At 73.7% G+C, this 17,142-nt stretch carries 14 protein-coding genes; 6 read left to right on the forward strand and 8 right to left on the reverse strand.

Annotated elements, in window-relative coordinates; genetic code table 11:
* Positions 1 to 2: 2 nt before the first annotated feature.
* Complete coding sequence (locus tag ACFV9Q_RS00685) at positions 3 to 599, forward strand: SDR family oxidoreductase (RefSeq protein ID WP_377232697.1); 597 nt, start codon at positions 3 to 5, stop codon at positions 597 to 599.
* Here the strand turns inward: ACFV9Q_RS00685 and ACFV9Q_RS00690 are convergent.
* From ACFV9Q_RS00690 to arfB, 5 genes are all read right to left on the reverse strand, one after another.
* The gene (locus ACFV9Q_RS00690; RefSeq protein ID WP_377232698.1) at positions 589 to 2,886 is read right to left on the reverse strand and encodes an ATP-binding protein; all 2,298 of its coding nucleotides are present in this window, start codon (positions 2,884 to 2,886) and stop codon (positions 589 to 591) included. The two genes, ACFV9Q_RS00685 and ACFV9Q_RS00690, sit on opposite strands and share 11 nt — an antisense overlap.
* A complete protein-coding gene (locus ACFV9Q_RS00695) occupies positions 2,883 to 5,177 on the reverse strand; it encodes an ATP-binding protein (protein WP_377232699.1) in 2,295 nt (764 codons plus the stop codon). Before ACFV9Q_RS00695 ends, ACFV9Q_RS00690 begins: the two co-directional genes overlap by 4 nt.
* Positions 5,174 to 7,480, reverse strand: coding sequence for an ATP-binding protein (locus ACFV9Q_RS00700; RefSeq protein WP_377232700.1), 2,307 nt, complete (start codon positions 7,478 to 7,480; stop codon positions 5,174 to 5,176). The genes ACFV9Q_RS00695 and ACFV9Q_RS00700 overlap by 4 nt, the downstream gene beginning before the upstream one ends.
* On the reverse strand, positions 7,477 to 9,762 hold the full coding sequence (locus tag ACFV9Q_RS00705) for an NB-ARC domain-containing protein (protein ID WP_377232701.1): 2,286 nt from the start codon (positions 9,760 to 9,762) through the stop codon (positions 7,477 to 7,479). Before ACFV9Q_RS00705 ends, ACFV9Q_RS00700 begins: the two co-directional genes overlap by 4 nt.
* Before the next feature lie 132 nt (positions 9,763 to 9,894).
* Positions 9,895 to 10,341 carry an alternative ribosome rescue aminoacyl-tRNA hydrolase ArfB gene (gene arfB / locus ACFV9Q_RS00710; protein ID WP_377232702.1) on the reverse strand — a complete coding sequence of 149 codons (447 nt, stop codon included), beginning with the start codon at positions 10,339 to 10,341 and terminating at the stop codon, positions 9,895 to 9,897.
* A gap of 132 nt (positions 10,342 to 10,473) precedes the next feature.
* Here arfB and ACFV9Q_RS00715 point away from each other — a divergent pair, with 132 nt between their 5' ends.
* A complete protein-coding gene (locus ACFV9Q_RS00715) occupies positions 10,474 to 11,235 on the forward strand; it encodes a DUF4333 domain-containing protein (RefSeq protein WP_377232703.1) in 762 nt (253 codons plus the stop codon).
* Positions 11,236 to 11,293: 58 nt separating this feature from the next.
* On the opposite strand, the gene ACFV9Q_RS00720 is transcribed toward ACFV9Q_RS00715, so the two are convergent.
* Positions 11,294 to 11,833, reverse strand: a complete 540-nt coding sequence (locus tag ACFV9Q_RS00720) for a DinB family protein (protein WP_377232704.1) — start codon at positions 11,831 to 11,833, stop codon at positions 11,294 to 11,296.
* A gap of 38 nt (positions 11,834 to 11,871) precedes the next feature.
* On the opposite strand from ACFV9Q_RS00720, the gene ACFV9Q_RS00725 reads away from it, so the two are divergent.
* Complete coding sequence (locus ACFV9Q_RS00725) at positions 11,872 to 12,354, forward strand: NUDIX domain-containing protein (protein ID WP_377232705.1); 483 nt, start codon at positions 11,872 to 11,874, stop codon at positions 12,352 to 12,354.
* Positions 12,355 to 12,429: 75 nt separating this feature from the next.
* Here ACFV9Q_RS00725 and ACFV9Q_RS00730 read toward each other — a convergent pair whose 3' ends face one another.
* Entirely contained in the window at positions 12,430 to 13,083 is a 654-nt protein-coding gene (locus tag ACFV9Q_RS00730; RefSeq protein ID WP_377232706.1) for a hypothetical protein, read from the reverse strand.
* Positions 13,084 to 13,199: 116 nt separating this feature from the next.
* Here ACFV9Q_RS00730 and ACFV9Q_RS00735 point away from each other — a divergent pair, with 116 nt between their 5' ends.
* Positions 13,200 to 13,616, forward strand: coding sequence for a hypothetical protein (locus tag ACFV9Q_RS00735; RefSeq protein ID WP_377232707.1), 417 nt, complete (start codon positions 13,200 to 13,202; stop codon positions 13,614 to 13,616).
* Here ACFV9Q_RS00735 and ACFV9Q_RS00740 read toward each other — a convergent pair.
* Positions 13,597 to 15,453 carry a LamG-like jellyroll fold domain-containing protein gene (locus ACFV9Q_RS00740; protein ID WP_377232708.1) on the reverse strand — a complete coding sequence of 619 codons (1,857 nt, stop codon included), beginning with the start codon at positions 15,451 to 15,453 and terminating at the stop codon, positions 13,597 to 13,599. The genes ACFV9Q_RS00735 and ACFV9Q_RS00740 overlap by 20 nt on opposite strands.
* Positions 15,454 to 15,658: 205 nt before the next feature.
* Here ACFV9Q_RS00740 and ACFV9Q_RS00745 point away from each other — a divergent pair, with 205 nt between their 5' ends.
* On the forward strand, positions 15,659 to 16,492 hold the full coding sequence (locus ACFV9Q_RS00745; protein ID WP_377232709.1) for a mechanosensitive ion channel domain-containing protein: 834 nt from the start codon (positions 15,659 to 15,661) through the stop codon (positions 16,490 to 16,492).
* A 75-nt stretch (positions 16,493 to 16,567) separates the two neighbouring features.
* A complete protein-coding gene (locus ACFV9Q_RS00750) occupies positions 16,568 to 17,053 on the forward strand; it encodes a DUF1269 domain-containing protein (RefSeq protein WP_377231885.1) in 486 nt (161 codons plus the stop codon).
* Positions 17,054 to 17,142: the final 89 nt, after the last annotated feature.

Raw genomic sequence — 17,142 nt, forward strand, 5'->3', positions numbered from 1 at the left:
CCGTGCGGATCGTCGTCGTGGGCAGGACGCGCCTGATCTGCTCCAAGGTCGTCACCCGGCTCCGCGCGAGCGGGTGCGACGCGGCCCTGGCCACTCCGGGCACCGGCTGCGACGCGCTCGCCGACGAGGGGCTGACCGAGGCGGCGGCCGGCGCCGACGTCCTCGTCGACATGTCGAGCGCGCCCTGGTCGGACGGTACGGACCTCGCCGCCCACTTCGCGACGTCGACGAGCAACCTGCTCGCCGCCGCCCGGCGCGCGGGCGTGGGCCACTACGTCGCGCTCTCCGTCGTCGGCGGCGACCGCCTGCCCGGCAGCGACTACCTGCGCGCCCGGGCCGCCCAGGAGCGGCTCGTCGCCACCTCGGGGCTCCGCCACTCGATCGTGCGCGCCACCCACCTGCTCGACTACGCGAGGGTCGTCCGGGAGCCCACGGCCGCCGACACGCCCGTGCGCGTGCTGCTGGGCCACCTGCAGCCGATCGGCTCCGAGGACATCGCCGCGGCGCTCGCGCGCCACGCCGTCGCCGGGCCGGTCGACGGCGTCGTGGAGGCGGGGTGGCCGGAGCGGGCGGGGAGGAGCGCGGCGATCAGTGCGTGACGTCGAGGGACGCCAGCTTCTCCTTCATCCGCCCGAGCATGACCGGATTCCACGTCCCGCGCTCCTCCGCGCGTTCGATGCCCTGCGACAGGTGGTCGCGCGCCTCGGCGTTCGCGCCGTACCCGGCGTAGGCGGTGCCCAGCACCCAGTGCATCATCGACGTCCACCAGCCGCTGCCCCGCTCGACGCTCTCGGCCAGGGCCGGCTTCGCCGCCTCGACGGCCTCCTCGAAGCGCTGCGCGAAGCACAGGGCACCCGCCAGGCTCGCCTGGGCGAACGTCCGTCCGTGCAGTACCGCGGCCGAGGCGTCGCCCAGCTCGTCGATGCCCCGCAGCACCTCGCGGTACGCCTCGATCGCATCGTCCCGCCGGTCGAGGTCGACGAGCGTCGCAGCCAGCCCGTTGCTCGCCCAGTAGTAGGTCCCGTGGTAGCCGGAGGCCTCGGCCAGCTCGCGGCCCCGGGTGTACGCCTGGAGAGCCTGGTCGTGGTCGAGGTGGACCCGCCAGGCCTCGGCCGCGTTGCAGATCGCGTCCGCCTGTTCCCGGACGGCACCCGTGCCGGCGCTCTCGGCGAGCCGGTAGACCGTCATCGCCTGCTCCGCGGCCTCCCGCGCCCGTGTACCTCCCTGGGCGGTGTCGGCGGTGGTGAACGCCCAGGCGTGGCGATTCAGGTGCCAGAGCTCGCGACGGCGGTCGGGGAGCCGTGCCGCGGCGGCCCGGGTCAGTCCGAACACCTCCAGCCACTCGCGGCACCAGTGCTGGTTGTCAGCCGCGTACCAGCGCATCGCCTCCCCGAGCGCGGCCACCTGCTCGTCCCGCTCCGCGGCGGCCGCCCGCCGCAGCGCGGCGAGCCACGTCTCCTGCTCCGCCTCCAGCCACGCCCGGGCCGCCTTGGGCGTGGACAGCGGGACCAGCCCGGCCCCGACGGCGGGCGGCGCGTCGCCGTCGGCCTCGAACACCCGGCCGGCCGTGGTCGCCGTCTCCAGCAGCCAGTCCGTCATGCGCCGCTCGGCCGCCGCCCGGTCCCCGGCGGTCTCCTCCTCACGCAGGCGCTGACCCGCGTACAGCCGGATCAGGTCGTGGAACCGGTAGCGGTCCACGCCCTCGTGCTGCAGCAGGCCCAGCTCGACCAGGTGATCGAGCTCGTCCTCGGCGTCGTACAGGTCTGCCTCGGTCAGCACCGCGGCGATCGGCACCCCGAGGTCCACGGCGGGGACGAGCGCCAGCCGCCGGAAGCACCTCTTGGCCCGCTCCGACAGCGCCAGGTAGGACAGCGCGAAGGCCGCCTCCACCCCGACGTCCCCGACCGCCAGGTTCGCGAGCCGGCGGTCCTCGTCCGACAGGCGCTCCGCCAGGTGCCGCATCGTCCAGCCGGGCCGGGAGGCCAGCCGGGTGCCGGCGATCCGCAGCGCCAGCGGCAGGTGCCCGCACAGCTGTGCCACCCGCACCGCCTCTGCCGAGTCGGCGGGGACGTCCGCACGCGCGTCTCCGGAGACGGCCCGCAACAGCTCCGCGGACTCCTCCTGCGACAGGGGCGCCAGGGCGATCCGCGCGACGTCGTCCAGCCCGCCCAGGGTGCGACGACTGGTCACGATCGCCATACCCGCACCCTCACCGGGCAGCAGCGGCCGCACCTGGGCCTCGTCCGCGGCGTTGTCCAGCACGACGAGGAAGCGCCGCTCCGAGAGGGCGGCGCGGAGCTGTCCCGCCCGCTCCTGCTGGTCGTCGGCGATCGCCCGCGGGTCCAGGCCGACGGCGAGCAGCAGCCTGCGCAGCGCCTCCGCGGTCGGCAGGGGCTCGGGGTCGACGCCGCGCAGGTCCACGTAGACCTGCCCGTCGGGGAAATCGTCCGCCAGCAGCTCGGCCGCACGCACCGCGCACGACGTCTTGCCCAGCCCCGCTGCCCCGTGCACCACGGCGACCGGCACGGGACCCTCTGCGGACGCCGTCCGCGCGAGGTCGCACAGCGCCTCGAGCTCGGCCGCCCTGCCCACGAAGTCGGCGAGCCCGCGCGGTAGCCCGAACGCGCTCGCGCGTTGCGCCGGCTCGTCCGTCGTCCGCGGCCGGCCGGCCCTGGCCGCGTCGGCGAGCTCCGCCCGCTGCGCGGCGTCGAGCCCCAATGCGTCGGCGAGTGCTTGTACCGTCCGTCGCTGCGGTCCGCGGCTGACGCCGCGCTCCATGTCGCCGATGGCGCGCACGCTCACGCCCGAACCGTGCGACAGGTCCTCGATCGTGAGCTGTGCGGCCTGGCGCAGGTTGCGCAGGAGGGGGCCGAACGGGGCGGTCATCCGGCGTCCTCGGCGTCGAGGTCCGCCAGCAGATCCCGGACCTTGCCGAGGGCCTCGACCCGCCACGTCCCCTCCTCCTCGGCGAGCTCGATCGTCCGGACGAGGTGCTTGCGGGCCTCCTCGGTCGCGCCGAGCCCGGCATGTGCCCGGCCCAGTGCCCAGTGCAGGATCGACGTCCAGCCGTTGTCCTGCTCGACGGTCCGGGCCAGGGCGGACTCCCCGACCTCGACGGCCTCCTGGAAGCGCCGCGTGGTGATCAGCGCGCCGGACAGGCCCGAGACGGCGAACGTCCGGGAGTGCTCCGCCGCGGCCGAGAGAGCCGGAAGCTCGTCGATGGTCCGCAGCAACGCACGGTAGGTCTCGACGGCCTCGTCGTGCCTGCCGACGCGGGCCAGGCCCACGGCGGTCCCGCTGCTGGCCCAGTAGTAGGTGGAGTGGTATCCGGCTGCCTCTGCGAGCTCACGTCCGCGGGAGTAGCACCACAGCGTGTTCTCGACGTCTGCCATTACGCGCCAGCCCTCGGCCGCGTTGCAGACGGCGTCCGCCTGTTCCCGGACGGCGCCGAGCTCCTCGGCGAGCCGGTAGACCTCCATCGCGCGTTCGACGCCCTCCTGCACCGCCTCGTTGCCGCGGGTTCGCCGGACGGCGAGAAGCGCCCAGACGTGGCGGTTCATGTGCCAGAGCTCGCGGTGCCGGTCGCCCAGCCGGGCGGCGGCGGCCCGCGTCAGCCCGAACACCTCCAGCCAGCTGTCCGACCAGTACTGCGTGTTGGCGGCGTACCAGCGCATCGCCTCACCGAGCCGGGCCACCTGCTCGTCGCGTTCCGCGGCGGCCGCGAGCCGCAGCGCGGCCAGCCAGGACTCCTTCTCGACCTGCAGCCAGGACCGCGCGTCGTCCGCGGTGCCGAGCCGGACCAGGGCGTCCTCGTCCGGCGGCGGCGTGCCGCCGTCGTCGTCGAACCACCACCCCGCCCTGGTCGCGGTCTCCAGCAGCCAGTCGGTCATCCGCCGCTCGGCCGACGCCCGCGCCTCGGCCGGCTCCTCCTCGCTCAGCCGCCGGCCGGCATACAGGCGCACCAGGTCGTGGAACCGGTAGCGGTCAGCGCCCTCGTGCTGGAGCAGGCCCAGCTCGACCAGGTCGTCGAGCTGGTCCTCGGCGGCCTCGGGGTCGACGTCGGTGAGGACTGCCGCGACCGGGGCCCCGAAGTCGACGGCGGGGACGAGCGCGAGCCGCCGGAAGCACTCCTTGGCCTGCTCGGGCAACGCGAGGTAGGACAGGGCGAAGGACGCCTCGACCCCGAGGTCGCCGACCGCGAGGTTCGCCAGTCGGCGGTCCTCGTCGGACAGCCGCTCGGCGAGGTACCGCATGGTCCAGGCGGGCCGGGACGCCAGCCGGGTGCCGGCGATGCGCAGGGCCAGCGGCAGGTGACCGCACAGCCGTGCGACGCGCGCCGTCTCCGCCGCCTCCGTTCCGCCCGCCGCCCCGTGGGCGTCCCCGGACACGGCGTGCAGCAGGTCCGCCGACTCCTGGGGCGAGAACGGGTTCAGCGGGATCCTGACCACGTCGTCCAGACCACCCAGCGCGCGACGGCTGGTCACGATCACCATGCCTGGCCCGTCGCCGGGCAGCAGGGGCCGCACCTGCGCCTCGTCGGCGGCGTTGTCCAGGAGGACCAGGTATCGCCGCCCCGCCAGGATGTCGCGGAGCTGTCGGGATCGCTCCCGCTCGTCCTCGGCGATCGCGCGGGGATCCTGGCCGACGGCGAGCAGCAGACGGCGCAGCGCCTCCGGGCTCGCCATCGGCTCAGGGTCGACGCCGCGCAGGTCCACGTACACCTGCCCGTCCGGGAACGCCTCGGCCAGCTGCTCCGCCGCACGCACCGCGCACGTGGTCTTGCCGACGCCCCCCGGCCCGTGCACCACCGCGACCTGTGTCCGACCGTCCTCGGCGGCCGCACGGCCGAGCCCGGACAGCAGCTCCAGCTCCGCCGTCCGGCCCACGAAGTCGCCCAGGCCGCGCGGCAGCCCGTAGGACGCCGGGCGGTTCGGCGACTGGCCCGCCGTCCGCGGCCGTCCCGCTCTGGCCGCGGCAGCCAGCCCGGCGCGCTGCCCGTCGTCGAGGCCAAGGGCTTCGGCGAGCGCCTCGACGGTGCGCCGCTGCGGGCCCCGGCTGACGCCGCGCTCCATGTCGCCGATGGCACGCACGCTCACGCCCGAGGCGTGCGAGAGCTCCTCGATCGTCAGCTCCGCGGACTGCCGCAGGCTGCGCAGGAGCGGGCCGAAGGCGCTCATTCGTCGTCCTCGGAGTCGAGGGCGGCCAGGATCGCTCTCGCCCTGTCGAACGTGCTGGGCGCCCACGCCCCCTGTGTCTCCGCCAGCGCGATCGCCTGGGTCATGTGCGGGCGGGCCTGAGCGGGCACGCCGAGTCCGGCATACGCACTGCCCAGCGACCAGTACAGGTTCACCGTCCAGGCGCTGTCCTGCTCGATCGCCTCCGACAGTCCGGCCTCCGCCGCCTGGACGGCCTCCTGCCAACGGTGCGCGTGGCGCAGCGCGACGGCGAGCCCTTCCAGGGCGACCACGCGGGAGTGCCGCGCCACGGCGGAGCTGACCGGGCGTGCCGCGATGTACCCCAGCACGCCCTGATAGGCCGCGACGGCCTCGTCCAGCCTGCCGAGTCGGTCGAGTGCCAGTGCCGCGCCACCGCCGGCCCAGTAGACCGTTCGTTCGTCGCCGGCCGCTTCAGCCAGTTCCCGCCCCCGGGAGAACGCCCGGAGTGCCTGCTCGTCGTCGTGGAGATGCCGCCAGTGCTCGGCCGCGTTGCACAGCGCGTCGGCCTGTTCTCGCACGGCGCCGAGATCCTCGGCGAGCCGGTACACCTCCATCGCCCGCTCAGCGCCGGCCTGCCACTCGGCGTCGGTGCGGCTCACATGGGTGGCGAGGAACGCCCAGACGTGCCGGTTCCTGTGCCAGAGCTCTCGGCGGGGGTCGGACAGTCGCGCGGCGGCGGCCCACGTCAGCCCGAACACCTCGTGCCAGGTGTCCAACCAGAGCGGGTTGCTGACGGCGAACCAGCGCATCGACTCCCCGAGACCGGCGACCAGCTCGTCGTTGCCGGCCGAAGCCGCCAGCCGGAGCCCGGCGAGCCAGGTGTCCTTCTCTGCCTGCAGCCAGGTCTTCGCCTTGTCCGGGGTGGTCAGCGGGACCAGGCTGCCGTGGCCGGGCGGCGGGGCGTCGTCGTCCCGCTCGAACCACCGGCCGGCCGACGTCGCGGTCGCCAGCAGCCAGTCGACCATCCGCCGCTCGGCAGCCGCCCGGGCCGCGGCGGACTCGTCCTCGTCCAGCCGCTGGTTCGCGTACAGGCGGATCAGGTCGTGGAACCGGTAGCGGTCCGCGCCCTCGTGCTGCAGCAGGCCGAGCTCCACCAGCTCGTCGAGCTGGTCCTCGGCGTCGTACAGGTCGGCCTCGATGAGCACCGCGGTGATCGGCACCCCGAAGTCCACCGCCGGGACGAGCGCCAGCCGCCGGAAGCACTCCTTGGCCGGCTCGGGCAGAGCCACGTAGGACAGCGCGAACGCCGCCTCCACCCCGACGTCGCCCACCACGAGGTTCGCGAGCCGACGGTCCTCGTCCGAGAGCCGCTCGGCCAGGTGCCGCATGGTCCACCCCGGCCGGGACGCCAGGCGGGTGCCGGCGATCCGCAGGGCCAGGGGCAGGCGCCCGCACAGGTCGGACACCCGTGCTGTCTCCGCCGCTGTCTCCGCCGCGCTCCCGTCGGCCGCCCGGTCCGAGAGGGCCGCCAACAGCTCCGCGGACTCCTGCGGCGAGAACGGCGCCAGCGGGATCCGGGTCACTCCTTCCAGCCCGGCGAGCGTGCGGCGGCTGGTCACGATCACCATGCCCGCGCCCCGAGCGGGGAGCAGGGGGCGCACCTGGGCCTCGTCGGCGGCGTTGTCCAGCACCACCAGACAGCTCCGGTCCGCCAGGACGGCCCGGAGCTGACCGGCCCGCTCGTCCTCGTCCTCCGCGATCGCGCGGGCGTCCAGGCCGACGGCGAGCAGCAGCCGGCGCAACGCCTCCGTCGTGGTCATCGGCTCGGGGTCCACACCCCGCAGGTCCACGTAGAGCCGGCCACCGGGGAACCTCTCGTGCAACAGCTCGGCGGCCCGCACCGCGCACGCCGTCTTGCCCAGTCCTGCCGCTCCGTGCACGACGACGACCGGGGTGGGACCGTCCGCGGACGCCGACCGAGCCCGCTCGGCCAGCAGCTCCAGCTCCGCCGTCCGGCCCACGAAGTCGCTGAGCCCGCGGGGCAGCCCGGGGGAACCCGGCCGCTCGGCGGCGGGGCCGGCCGTCGTCCGCGGGCGGCCGGCCTTGGCGGCGTCGGCGAGCTCGGCTCGCTGCTCGTCGTCGATCCCCAGGGCGTCGGCGAGTGCCTGCACCGTCCGCCGCTGCGGTCCCTGGCTGACGCCGCGCTCCATGTCGCCGATGGCTCGGACGCTCACGCCCGAGGTGTGGGACAGGTCCTCGATCGTCAGCCGCGCCGACTGCCGCAGGCTCCGCAGCAGCGGTCCGAACCGGGGCCCGGCCGTCATGCGGGGCGGACCTCGAGGGCCGCCAGCATCGCTCTCGCAGTGTCGAGGTACTTGGGCTGCCAGGGCCCGTAGTACGTCTCGGCGGTCTCGAGCGTCCGGGTCAGGTGCTTGCGGGCCTCGTCGTCCTCGCCGAGCCCGGCGTACGCCCGGCTCAGCCTCCAGTGCAGCATCGACGTCACCTCGTTGCTCTGCGTGGTGGTCTCACCCAGGGCCGGCTCCACGACGTCGATCGCCTCGCGAAAACGTTCCTCGAGGATGAGGGCTCCGGACAGGTGCACCAGGGTGGACGCGCGGGAGTAGCGCGCTGCGATGGTCAGGGTCGAGCGGCGGTCGATGTCCCTCAGCAGGGACCGGTAGATCTCGATGGCCTCGTCCCGCCTGCCAGCCTGGGCGAGTGCCAGCGCGACTCCGTTGGTGGCCCAGTAGTAGGTGTCGTGATAGCTGGCCTCCCGGGCCAGCTCGCGCCCCTCGGAGTAGGCCCGCAGGGACTGGTCGGCCGCGCCGAGGGCTCGCCAGCCCTCGGCCGCGTTGCAGATCGCGTCCGCCTGCTCCGTCGTGGCGCCGAGGTCGTCGGCGAGCCGGTAGACCTCCATCGCCCGCTCCACCGCTTCCTTCACCGCTGCTTCTCCTTGCAGCGACCGGACGCTGAGGAAGGCCCAGACATGGCGGTTCATGTGCCAGAGCGCCTTCCGGCGGTCGGGCAGCCGCGCCGCGGCGGCACGGGTCAGCCCGAACATCTCCAGCCAGTCGTCCGACCGATACTGCACCTCGGCGGCGAACCAGCGCATCGCCTCACCGAGGTTGGCCACCTGCTGGTCCCGGCCTGCGGCGGCCGCCAGCCGCAGGCCCGCCAGCCAGGCGTCGCTCTCGACCTGGAGCCAGGCCCGTGCTTCGTCGGACGTGGTGAGCCGGACCAGGCCGTCGTCGTGGGGCGGCAGCTCGCCGTCGCCGGCCTCGAACAACCGGCCTGCGGCGGTCGCGGTCCCCACCAGCCAGTCGGCCATCCGTCCCTGGGCCGCTGCCCTGGCCGGGGCGGGTTCCTCCTCCTGCAGCCGCCGGCTCGCGTACAGCCGGATCAGGTCGTGGAACCGGTAGCGGTCGGCGCCCTCGTGCTGGAGCAGGCCGAGCTCCACCAGCTTGTCGAGCTGGTCCTCGGCGTCGTACAGGTCTGCCTCGATGAGTACCGCTGCGACCGCCGCGCCGAAGTCGACCGTCGGGGCGAGCGCCAGCCGACGGAAGGCCTCCTTGGCCTGCGAGGACAGAGCGAGGTACGACAGGGCGAAGGCCGCCTCCACCCCGACGTCGCCGGCCGTGAGGTTCGCCAGCCGGCGGTCCTCGTCGGAGAGACGGTCCGCCAGGTGCCCCATCGTCCAGCCGGGCCGGGAAGCCAGGCGGGTGCCGGCGATCCGCAGGGCAAGGGGCAGGTGCCCGCACAGCCGCGACACCCGTCCGGTCTCCTCGACCTCGCTGTCAGCTGTGCCCTCCGAGATGGCCCGCAGGAGCTGAGCGGACTCGTCCTGCGAGAACGGCGCCAGCGGAATCCTGGTGACTCCCTCCAGGCCGCCCAGGGCGCGGCGGCTGGTCACGATCACCATTCCCGCGCCCTGCGCCGGGAGCAGGGGCCGCACCTGGGCCTCGTCGGCCGCGTTGTCCAGCACCAGCAGGCAGCGTCGCTCCGCCATGACGGCGCGCAGCTGGCCCGCCCGCTCCTGCTCGTCCTCGGCGATGGTGCGCGGGTCCAGGCCCAAGGCCCGCAGCAGCCGGTGCAAGGCCTCTGCGGCCGCCATGGGTTCGGGGTCGACACCCCGCAGGTCCACGTAGAGCTGCCCGTCGGGGAACGTGTCACGGAGCAGCTCGGCCACCCGCACGGCGAACGCCGTCTTGCCCAGGCCCGCCGCACCGTGCACCACCGCGATCGGAGCGAGACCGTCCGCGGACGTCGCCCGTCCGCGTTCGCACAGCAGCTCCAGCTCAGGCGCGCGTCCGACGAAGTCGCTCAGGCCTCGGGGCAGCTCGTACCACCCCGAGCGCTCCGGCAGCTCGCCGGCCGTTCGCGGTCGCCCCGCCCTGGCGGCATCGGCCAGCTCGTCGCGCCGCCCGTCGTCGAGCTCGAGCGCCTCGGCCAGCGCCTGCACCGTCCGCCGCTGAGACCCGCGGCTGACGCCGCGCTCCATGTCGCCGATGGCGCGCACGCTCACACCTGAGGCGTGCGAGAGCTCCTCGATCGTCAGACGTGCGGACTGTCGCAGGCTCCGCAGGAGCGGTCCGAACGAGCCGGCCATCCAGCCTCCCTCAGGGTCGAGTCTGAGGTCATGATGGCCCGATCAGCACCGTTGGCAACCCGCCGTCCACGTGGCGATCCGGGACCGTGGTGAAACGTCGGCGCGGGGTGCGAAAGTCACCCGTGGGCGGGGTCAGTCCTCGCGTCGGGGCTTCGACGAGCGCAGCTTCTTGGTCGCCGACCGTTGCTTCTTGGCGGTCAGCCGCCGCTCCTGCGAACCCCGGGTGGCGCGCGTGGCGCGGCGGCTCCGCGGACCAGGCGCCAGTCCGTCGCTGACGACGGCGGCCAGGCGCGTGGCGGCGGCGTCGCGGTTGCGCCGCTGCTCGCGGTGCTCCGAGGCGACGACGGTGAGGACGCCGTCGACCAAGCGGCCCGCGAGCCGCTCCAGGAGCCGCTGGCGCTGCGTGTCGCTCAGGACGGCGGACCGTGCGACGTCCCAGGAGAGCTCGACGCGCGAGTCGGTCGTGTTCACACCCTGACCGCCCGGGCCGGAGGAGCGCGAGAACCGCTCGGTGAGCTCGGCGCGGGGGATGGTCAGCGCGGGACTGACGGTCAGGCCGGGGCGGACGGGGGAGGGCATGCGCCCATGGTCTCGCACCCGGGTGTGGGGTCCGCGCTCATACGGGGTCGATGACGGCGTGACCAGGGGTTCCGCGCTGCCATACTCAGCGGCGTCATTGTCGGACCCGACGATCTGCGAGGGCATTAACCCATGCGTTTCAGCTCACCGCCTGGCTGGCCCACGCCCCCGGAGGACTGGTCGCCGGATGTCGGCTGGCGGCCCCAGCCCGACTGGCCGGCAGCGCCCGAGGACTGGTCGTTCTGGACCGACGACGAGGGACGCCCCGTCGACGGGCCGTGGGTCCCGGAGCACCATGACGCCTCGGAGTTCGAGACGCCGAGCAGCCTTGCCCTCTGGGCGTTCACGGCCGTGCAGGTCGTGCTCATCCTCGTCGAGATCCTGCTCCTGAGGTCCGGCATGCCGTCGACCGGCGGGATCCTGGCCGTGGGTGGGGTCCTCAACCTGGCCTGTTTCGTGGCCGACGTGACCCTCCTGCGCCAGGCGGGTCACCGCGTGCCCGTCTACCTCTACGTCTGCGGAGCGCTGCTCGTACCGCTGTACCTCATCTTCCGGATCCGGCTGACAAGGACGGGCTGGTGGCCCCTGGTGGGGTGGATCGGGGCGCTCGTCGTCTCGGTCCTGGCGACGCCGCTCGTGGCCTACGTGGGCGGCGTCGAGCTGGAGCCCGCCGACGTCGAGTCCTCGATCGAGGGCTCGTACTCGACCGAGGACGGCGCCTCGCTCGTCGAGAGCATCCTGTCGGTCCAGGCGACCTGCCCGGACCCGCTCGTCGTCCGGGTCGGCGAGACCTTCGACTGCGAGACCGGGGTGGTCGGCGAGGCACCCGAGACCGTCACCGTCACCCTGGAGTCGTGGCTGGGGGAGATGTCGTGGCGGAGGCCGACGAGGTGACGATCGTCGAGGGACTGCCGGGGCGTTCTCGGGTGCTCAACGTCGGGCGTCGTCGGCCCTAGATGCCGACCGACCCGTCGATCGCCTCGCGGAGCAGGTCCGCGTGACCCAGGTGCCGGGCGTACTCCTGGATCAGGTGGAGCAGGATCCAGCGCAGCGAGGCCTCCTGGCCCTCCCAGAACTTCTCCTGGGCGATCACGCTGAGGTCCACCGTCTCGGCGACGATCCGCTCGGTGCTGCGCTGGGCCTCGTCGAGCCAGGCCAGGAGCTGCTCGGGCGAGTCGTCCGCGGCGGTGGCGAACGTCCAGTCCTGCCGTCCCTCCTGCTCCTTGTACTGGGCGTACCAGGTGGGCGTCTCGACGGTCCCAGCGAACGTCACGTTGACCCAGGCCTGCTCGATGACGGCGAGGTGCTTGAGCAGGCCGCCGAGCGACAGGGTGCTCGGCTCGTGCCGGTAGGCGAGCAGCGTGCCGCTCAGCCCCGAGACCTTCCAGCGCAGCGTGTCGCGCTGGAAGGCGAGGATCCCGAGCAGGGTCTGCTTCTCGTCGGCGGTGAAGGGGACCTCGAAGCGGTCCGTGGGGTCGGTGATCGTGCTCATCCTGGAACCGTAGCGGCGTCAGGAAGCAGACTGGACCCATGGCGACGACGAGCGCGGGACTCCTGCCTTTCCGGCGGCTGCCCGACGGCGGGGTCGAGGTGCTGCTCGGCCACATGGGCGGGCCGTACTGGGCCCGCAAGGACGCGGGATCGTGGTCCCTGCTCAAGGGCGAGCTCGAACCCGGCGAGGAACCCCACGCCGCGGCCGTGCGCGAGGCGGGCGAGGAGCTCGGGCTGGAGCTGCCGGCGTCGTCGGGCCCGGACCTGGAGCTCGGCGAGGTGCGGCAGCGCGCCGGCAAGGTGGTCCACGCCTGGGCGCGCGAGTGGCCCGAACCCGGGCCCGACCTGTCCGCGATCAGCAGCAACACGGTCGAGATCGAGTGGCCGCCGCGGTCCGGCAAGCGCCTCGAGATCCCCGAGATCGACCGGGTTGCCTGGTTCGCGCCCGACGACGCGCGGCGCGTCGTCGTCAGCGCGCAGGCGGCGTTCGTCGACCGGCTGGTGGAGGCGCTCGCGGGCTGAGCCCGAGCCTGCCCTTGCAAAGGAGAAGCGGGCCCCGGCACACCGCGCCGGGACCCGCCTCCGCTCAGCCCAGAATCAGGGCTCGATCGTCGGAACGAAGTTGTCCAGCAGGAACTGGCCCTCCTCGCCCGGGGGCAGCTCGCCCATGAACCGGCTGACCACGCCGGTCTCCTCCGACTGGACGAACACCTGGAAGTCGATCGTCTCGACGCCCGGGGCACCCCAGTGCTCGGTCTGCGCGGCCGTGAGCACGGCCTCCGACGCGCCCTCGACGTCGATGTACGAGGCGTACCACCCGAGCTCGTTCAACACCTCGGGGTCGGGCATCTCCTGGTCGTAGAAGGGCGACTGCATCAGCACGCGCCAGTGCAGGTCGCCGAACTCGTCGGAGTAGATGGTCTCCGGGGACTCCCACTCGTGGCCGGGGCCGCCGTCGCCCACGACGGCGCGACCGGTCCAGTCGGCCGGCAGCTTGTAGCCGACGCCGTCGGTCTCGGTGGACTGCCAGGTGTCGGTGGCGCCGTCAGTCGGCTCGCCCAGCTTGATCGGGGTGCCGACCGGGTCGCACCCGGGCGGGTCCGCCACGTGGCTCGGGGCGTGCGCGGCGACGGCGGAACAGGCCACGGCAGACGGGGCGGCGACGGCGACGGACGTCGCCCCCGCGGTGAGGCCGACGACGAGGCCGGCCGTCAGGACGATGGAACGTGCCTTCTCGTGTGTGTGTCTCATACCCTCTACGACGCAGCGGGCGGGTGAAAGGTTGTGCCTGCTGGAAAGATCCACGCAGATGTTCATGCAGGTCGCACGCCCTTTCCGGACATTCGGGCTCGCGCTAGCCTGCCAGGGTGACCACCGCCGACACACCTACGGACCCGGTCGACCTGATCCTGCTGCGCGAGGCGCTGGAGGCGTCCTGGAGCGACCGGACGTCGTACGGCGGCGTGGCCGAGGACGGTAATCCCGCCCTCGGCCAGTGCTACCCGACGGCGCGCGTGGTGCAGCACTTCTTTCCGGCCGCCGAGATCGTCAAAGGCGTCGTCCGGACCCGGCTCCGCGACGAGGTGCACTTCTGGAACGAGCTGCCGACGGCGGGCGGAGCCGTCGCGATCGACCTCACCTGGCAGCAGTTCCCGCCGGGCTCCGTGGTGACGGAGCGGCAGGTCCTGGACCGGGACGAGCTCGGCGACAGCCCGCCCACCGTCACCCGGTGCGACCTGCTGCTGACGGCGGTCCTGGCCCGCCTCAGCGGCTCCGCGCCGTGAGGAACTGGTCCGGCCGCAGCGCGCGCGACACGATCCGGGTGTCGCCGATCCAGCCGTAGAAGCCCTGCCCGTACTTCTCCGCCGACTGGGTGCCGCCGATGGCGAACGGCTTGCCCAGCGTCGAGATGCCGCGCGACTCCTCGGCGGCGTTGCGCACGATCTTCGAGCCGTCGACGTACATCACCGTGTGCCGGCCGTCGTTGACGAGCGCGACGTGCATCCAACGGCCCACCGGGATGGCGTGGCTCCAGGAGGTCGGGTCGGCGTCGACGGGCACGGGGTAGACGACGAACTGCAGGAACCGCTCGCCCGACAGGTTCAGGCTGCACGTCGGCTCGTCGTCGGACCAGCCGCTGTGCTTGCCGGCGTCGCCCGCGCGGCCCTCCCAGCTGAGGATGCCCATCCAGGAGTGGTCGCCCTCGAAGGGCTCGGGCAGCTTGAGGAACGTCTCGATCGTGTACCCGGACTCGAACGTCGCGCTGTTGACGGGCGCGTTCGGGCCGGTGCGCAGCACGGCGCCGCGGTCGGGTCCCTTGCCGCCGTCGAACCGCAGGCTCGCCCGCGCGGGCTGGGCGTCGTGGTGCTCGGCCGACCAGGTCAGCGCCTCCGGGGCGCTGGAGTGCAGGAGCTGCGAGGTCAGGTCGTTGCCGTTGCCCGTGAGGTCGCGGGCCACGGTGCCGGGTGCGACGGGTGCGCCGTCCGACCCCGCGGAGGCGAGCCCGGCGGCGTCGAACCGCCAGTACGCGACCGTGCCGCGCGGCATCACGGCCGACGGCGGCAGCGGGGCCGGTAGCACCGGCGGCGCGAACGCGGCGAACCGCTCGTCGAAGTCGATCTCCACGGTGAACCGGTCCACGTCGCCGCTGAGCTCGACGTGCTCCGCCTCCAGGGGCGTGGGGTCGCCCTTGGCGAGCAGCCAGGGCGAGAAGGTCTCGACGTCGATCACGCCGCGCACCAGGTCGAAGCTGTAGTAGCGCACCATGCCGGCGCCGCCGTAGTAGCGGTCCTGGTAGTTGGTGATGTGCAGGTGGACGGCGTTGCCGGCGTCGTTCGTGAGCGTGGTGCGGCCGGACGGCCAGTAGTGCCCGCCGAGCGCGAGGAAGATCTGGTCGTTGCCCTTGATGAGGCGGTCCCACAGGCGCTGGCCGTTGTCGGACAGGTGGGCCTTGCCGTCGTCCTCGGCCCAGACGAGGTCGTGCGTGGTCAGGATCGCCGGCAGGGCGGCGTGGTCGTCCAGCACGCCCTGCGTCCAGGCGAGCCCGGCGTCGGACAGGCGCCAGTCCAGCGCCAGGACCAGCCACTCCCGGCCGCCGCCGCGGACCACGTGGAAGCTGTTGTACCCGTCGGGGGAGGAGCCGCCGTACGTCTCCATCCGCGAGAACCGCTGCGGCCCGAAGGTGCGCAGGTACGGCGAGTCGCCGCGTTGGTCGTCGCCGCTGACGTCGTGGTTGCCGGCCAGCACGCTGTACGGCAGGCGGCCGGCGGCGTCGAACGCACGGCTCGCCGCACGCATCTCGGTCTCGGTACCGTGCTCGGTCACGTCGCCGAGCTGCGTCATGAACACGATGTTGTCCTGCGCGCGCTCGCGCACCAGGTGCCGCAGCGTCGCGCGGACGGGCTCGGCGTCGGAGCCGCCGTCGTCCAGCAGGTACTGCGTGTCGGGCAGGACGGCGACGGTGAACCGCGCGGCCGCCGCGTCCGGGCGACCGCCTTTCGAGGAGGCCGACGACGGCGCGGCTGCCGCCGACGTCGTGCCGGCGGCCGCGGCTGCCGCCGAGAGAACGGGGACGGCCGCTGCCGCCTGGAGCAGGGAGCGGCGAGAGAGCTTGTTTTCCACGGGTCAGATCGTGGCGGCGCCGTCTGGCGCCGGGGTGACGGGCGGCCGAACGGCGGCTGACGATTGGGCTGGACGGCCGTGGGGTCTGTAGGGGGCGCGCGGGTTCCGCGCGCGGCGACCACCCGCCGAACGTAGCCTCTGAGCACGTTCGGACCCCGACGACGGGAGTGCGCGTGGCGACACACAGCGGTGCGGGGGCGCACCGATGAGCGCCGTGGGCGACGCGATCGCGCAGTTCTTCTCGGCGGACGACCTCGACGGCTGGGACGTCGTCCTCGCCGTCCTGACCCTGCTGGCCACCTGGCTGGCGACCCGGTACGCGCGCCGCGCGGCGCTCGCGGCGACAGCGCGGATCAAGGGGCTGCACCCGCAGGTCCGGGACGCGATCGTGCGTGCCGTGCACTACCTCGTGCTGCTCGCGGGCATCGGCGTCGCGCTCGGGTTCCTCGGCGCGCAGACCCAGCCGATCCTCACCGTGGTGGTCGTGGTCGGCATCGTGCTGGTCCTGACGGTGCGCGGCCTGGCCGACAACTTCGGCGCCGGGATCGTGCTGCAGACCAGGATGCCGGTCGTGGTGGGCGACGAGATGGCGTTCGGCTCGTGGGTGGGCACCGTCAAGGAGCTCAACAACCGCACCGTGGTCCTGGAGACGTACGACGGCGTGCGCGTGCACGTGCCCAACTCCCTGGTGATCTCTGAGCCGCTCGTGAACGGCTCCGCGCCCGGTGCGCGCCGCAGCGAGATCGAAGTGCGGCTCGCGGACCTGCGCGACGACGAGACAGACGGCGTGCTGCTAGCCGTGTCGGCCGTGCCCGGCGTGCTGCCCGCCCCGCCGCCGGACGTGCTGTACGTGGCCGCCGACCCGGCGCGCACGACGCTCCGGCTGCGGTTCTGGCACGCCCCGACGGAGGGGACCGCCGTGTCGTCGGCGGTCGTCGCCGCCCTGGGTACCGCGCTCCGCCCGCGCGCCGCGGCCTGGGCGGTGGACGCGCCCCCGCCCGCGGACGTCGAGCGACGGGTCCCGCCGCCGGCCCTGTGACGCGCGGATCGCGCCGCCGGGTGCGACGATCAAAAGGCGGGGGAGACAGACCGTCCAGGAGGATGAGGATCACCGATGACCACGTTCACCGTCTGGAAGTTCGACGACCCCGAGGGCGCACAGGCCGCGGCCGGGAACCTCAAGCAGGCCGCGTCGGAGGGGCTCATCACGGTGGTCGACCACGCCGTGGTGTCCTGGCCCGTCGGGCAGGCGACCCCGACGACCAAGCAGGCCCACGAGAACGAGTGGCGCGGCACGGGTTGGGGTGCGTTCTGGGGGCTGCTCCTGGGCACGCTGTTCTTCATGCCGCTCATCGGCGCCGCCGCCGGCGCGGCGATCGGCGCCCTGGCCAAACATACGGAGGCGGTGGGCATCGACCGCAACCAGCTCGAGACGATCCGGGAGCAGGTCACGGTCGGCACGTCGGCGCTGTTCGCCGTGACGCAGGACGGCGACATCGACCGGGTGGGCGAACGGTTCCACGGCATGCGGGGCAAGCTGATCGCGACCAACCTCACCGAGGCGGAGCGATCGACGCTGCTGGAGACATTCGGAAGCTGACGCCCCGCCGCCCGGCGTCGGAAGGGGGGGGGGGGGGGGGTGTGTGGGGGGGGGGGGGGGAAAAACCCCCACTTGCGTGGGGTGTGGGG

This window comes from Promicromonospora sp. NPDC059942, from assembly GCF_042731755.1.
GTDB lineage: Bacteria > Actinomycetota > Actinomycetes > Actinomycetales > Cellulomonadaceae > Promicromonospora.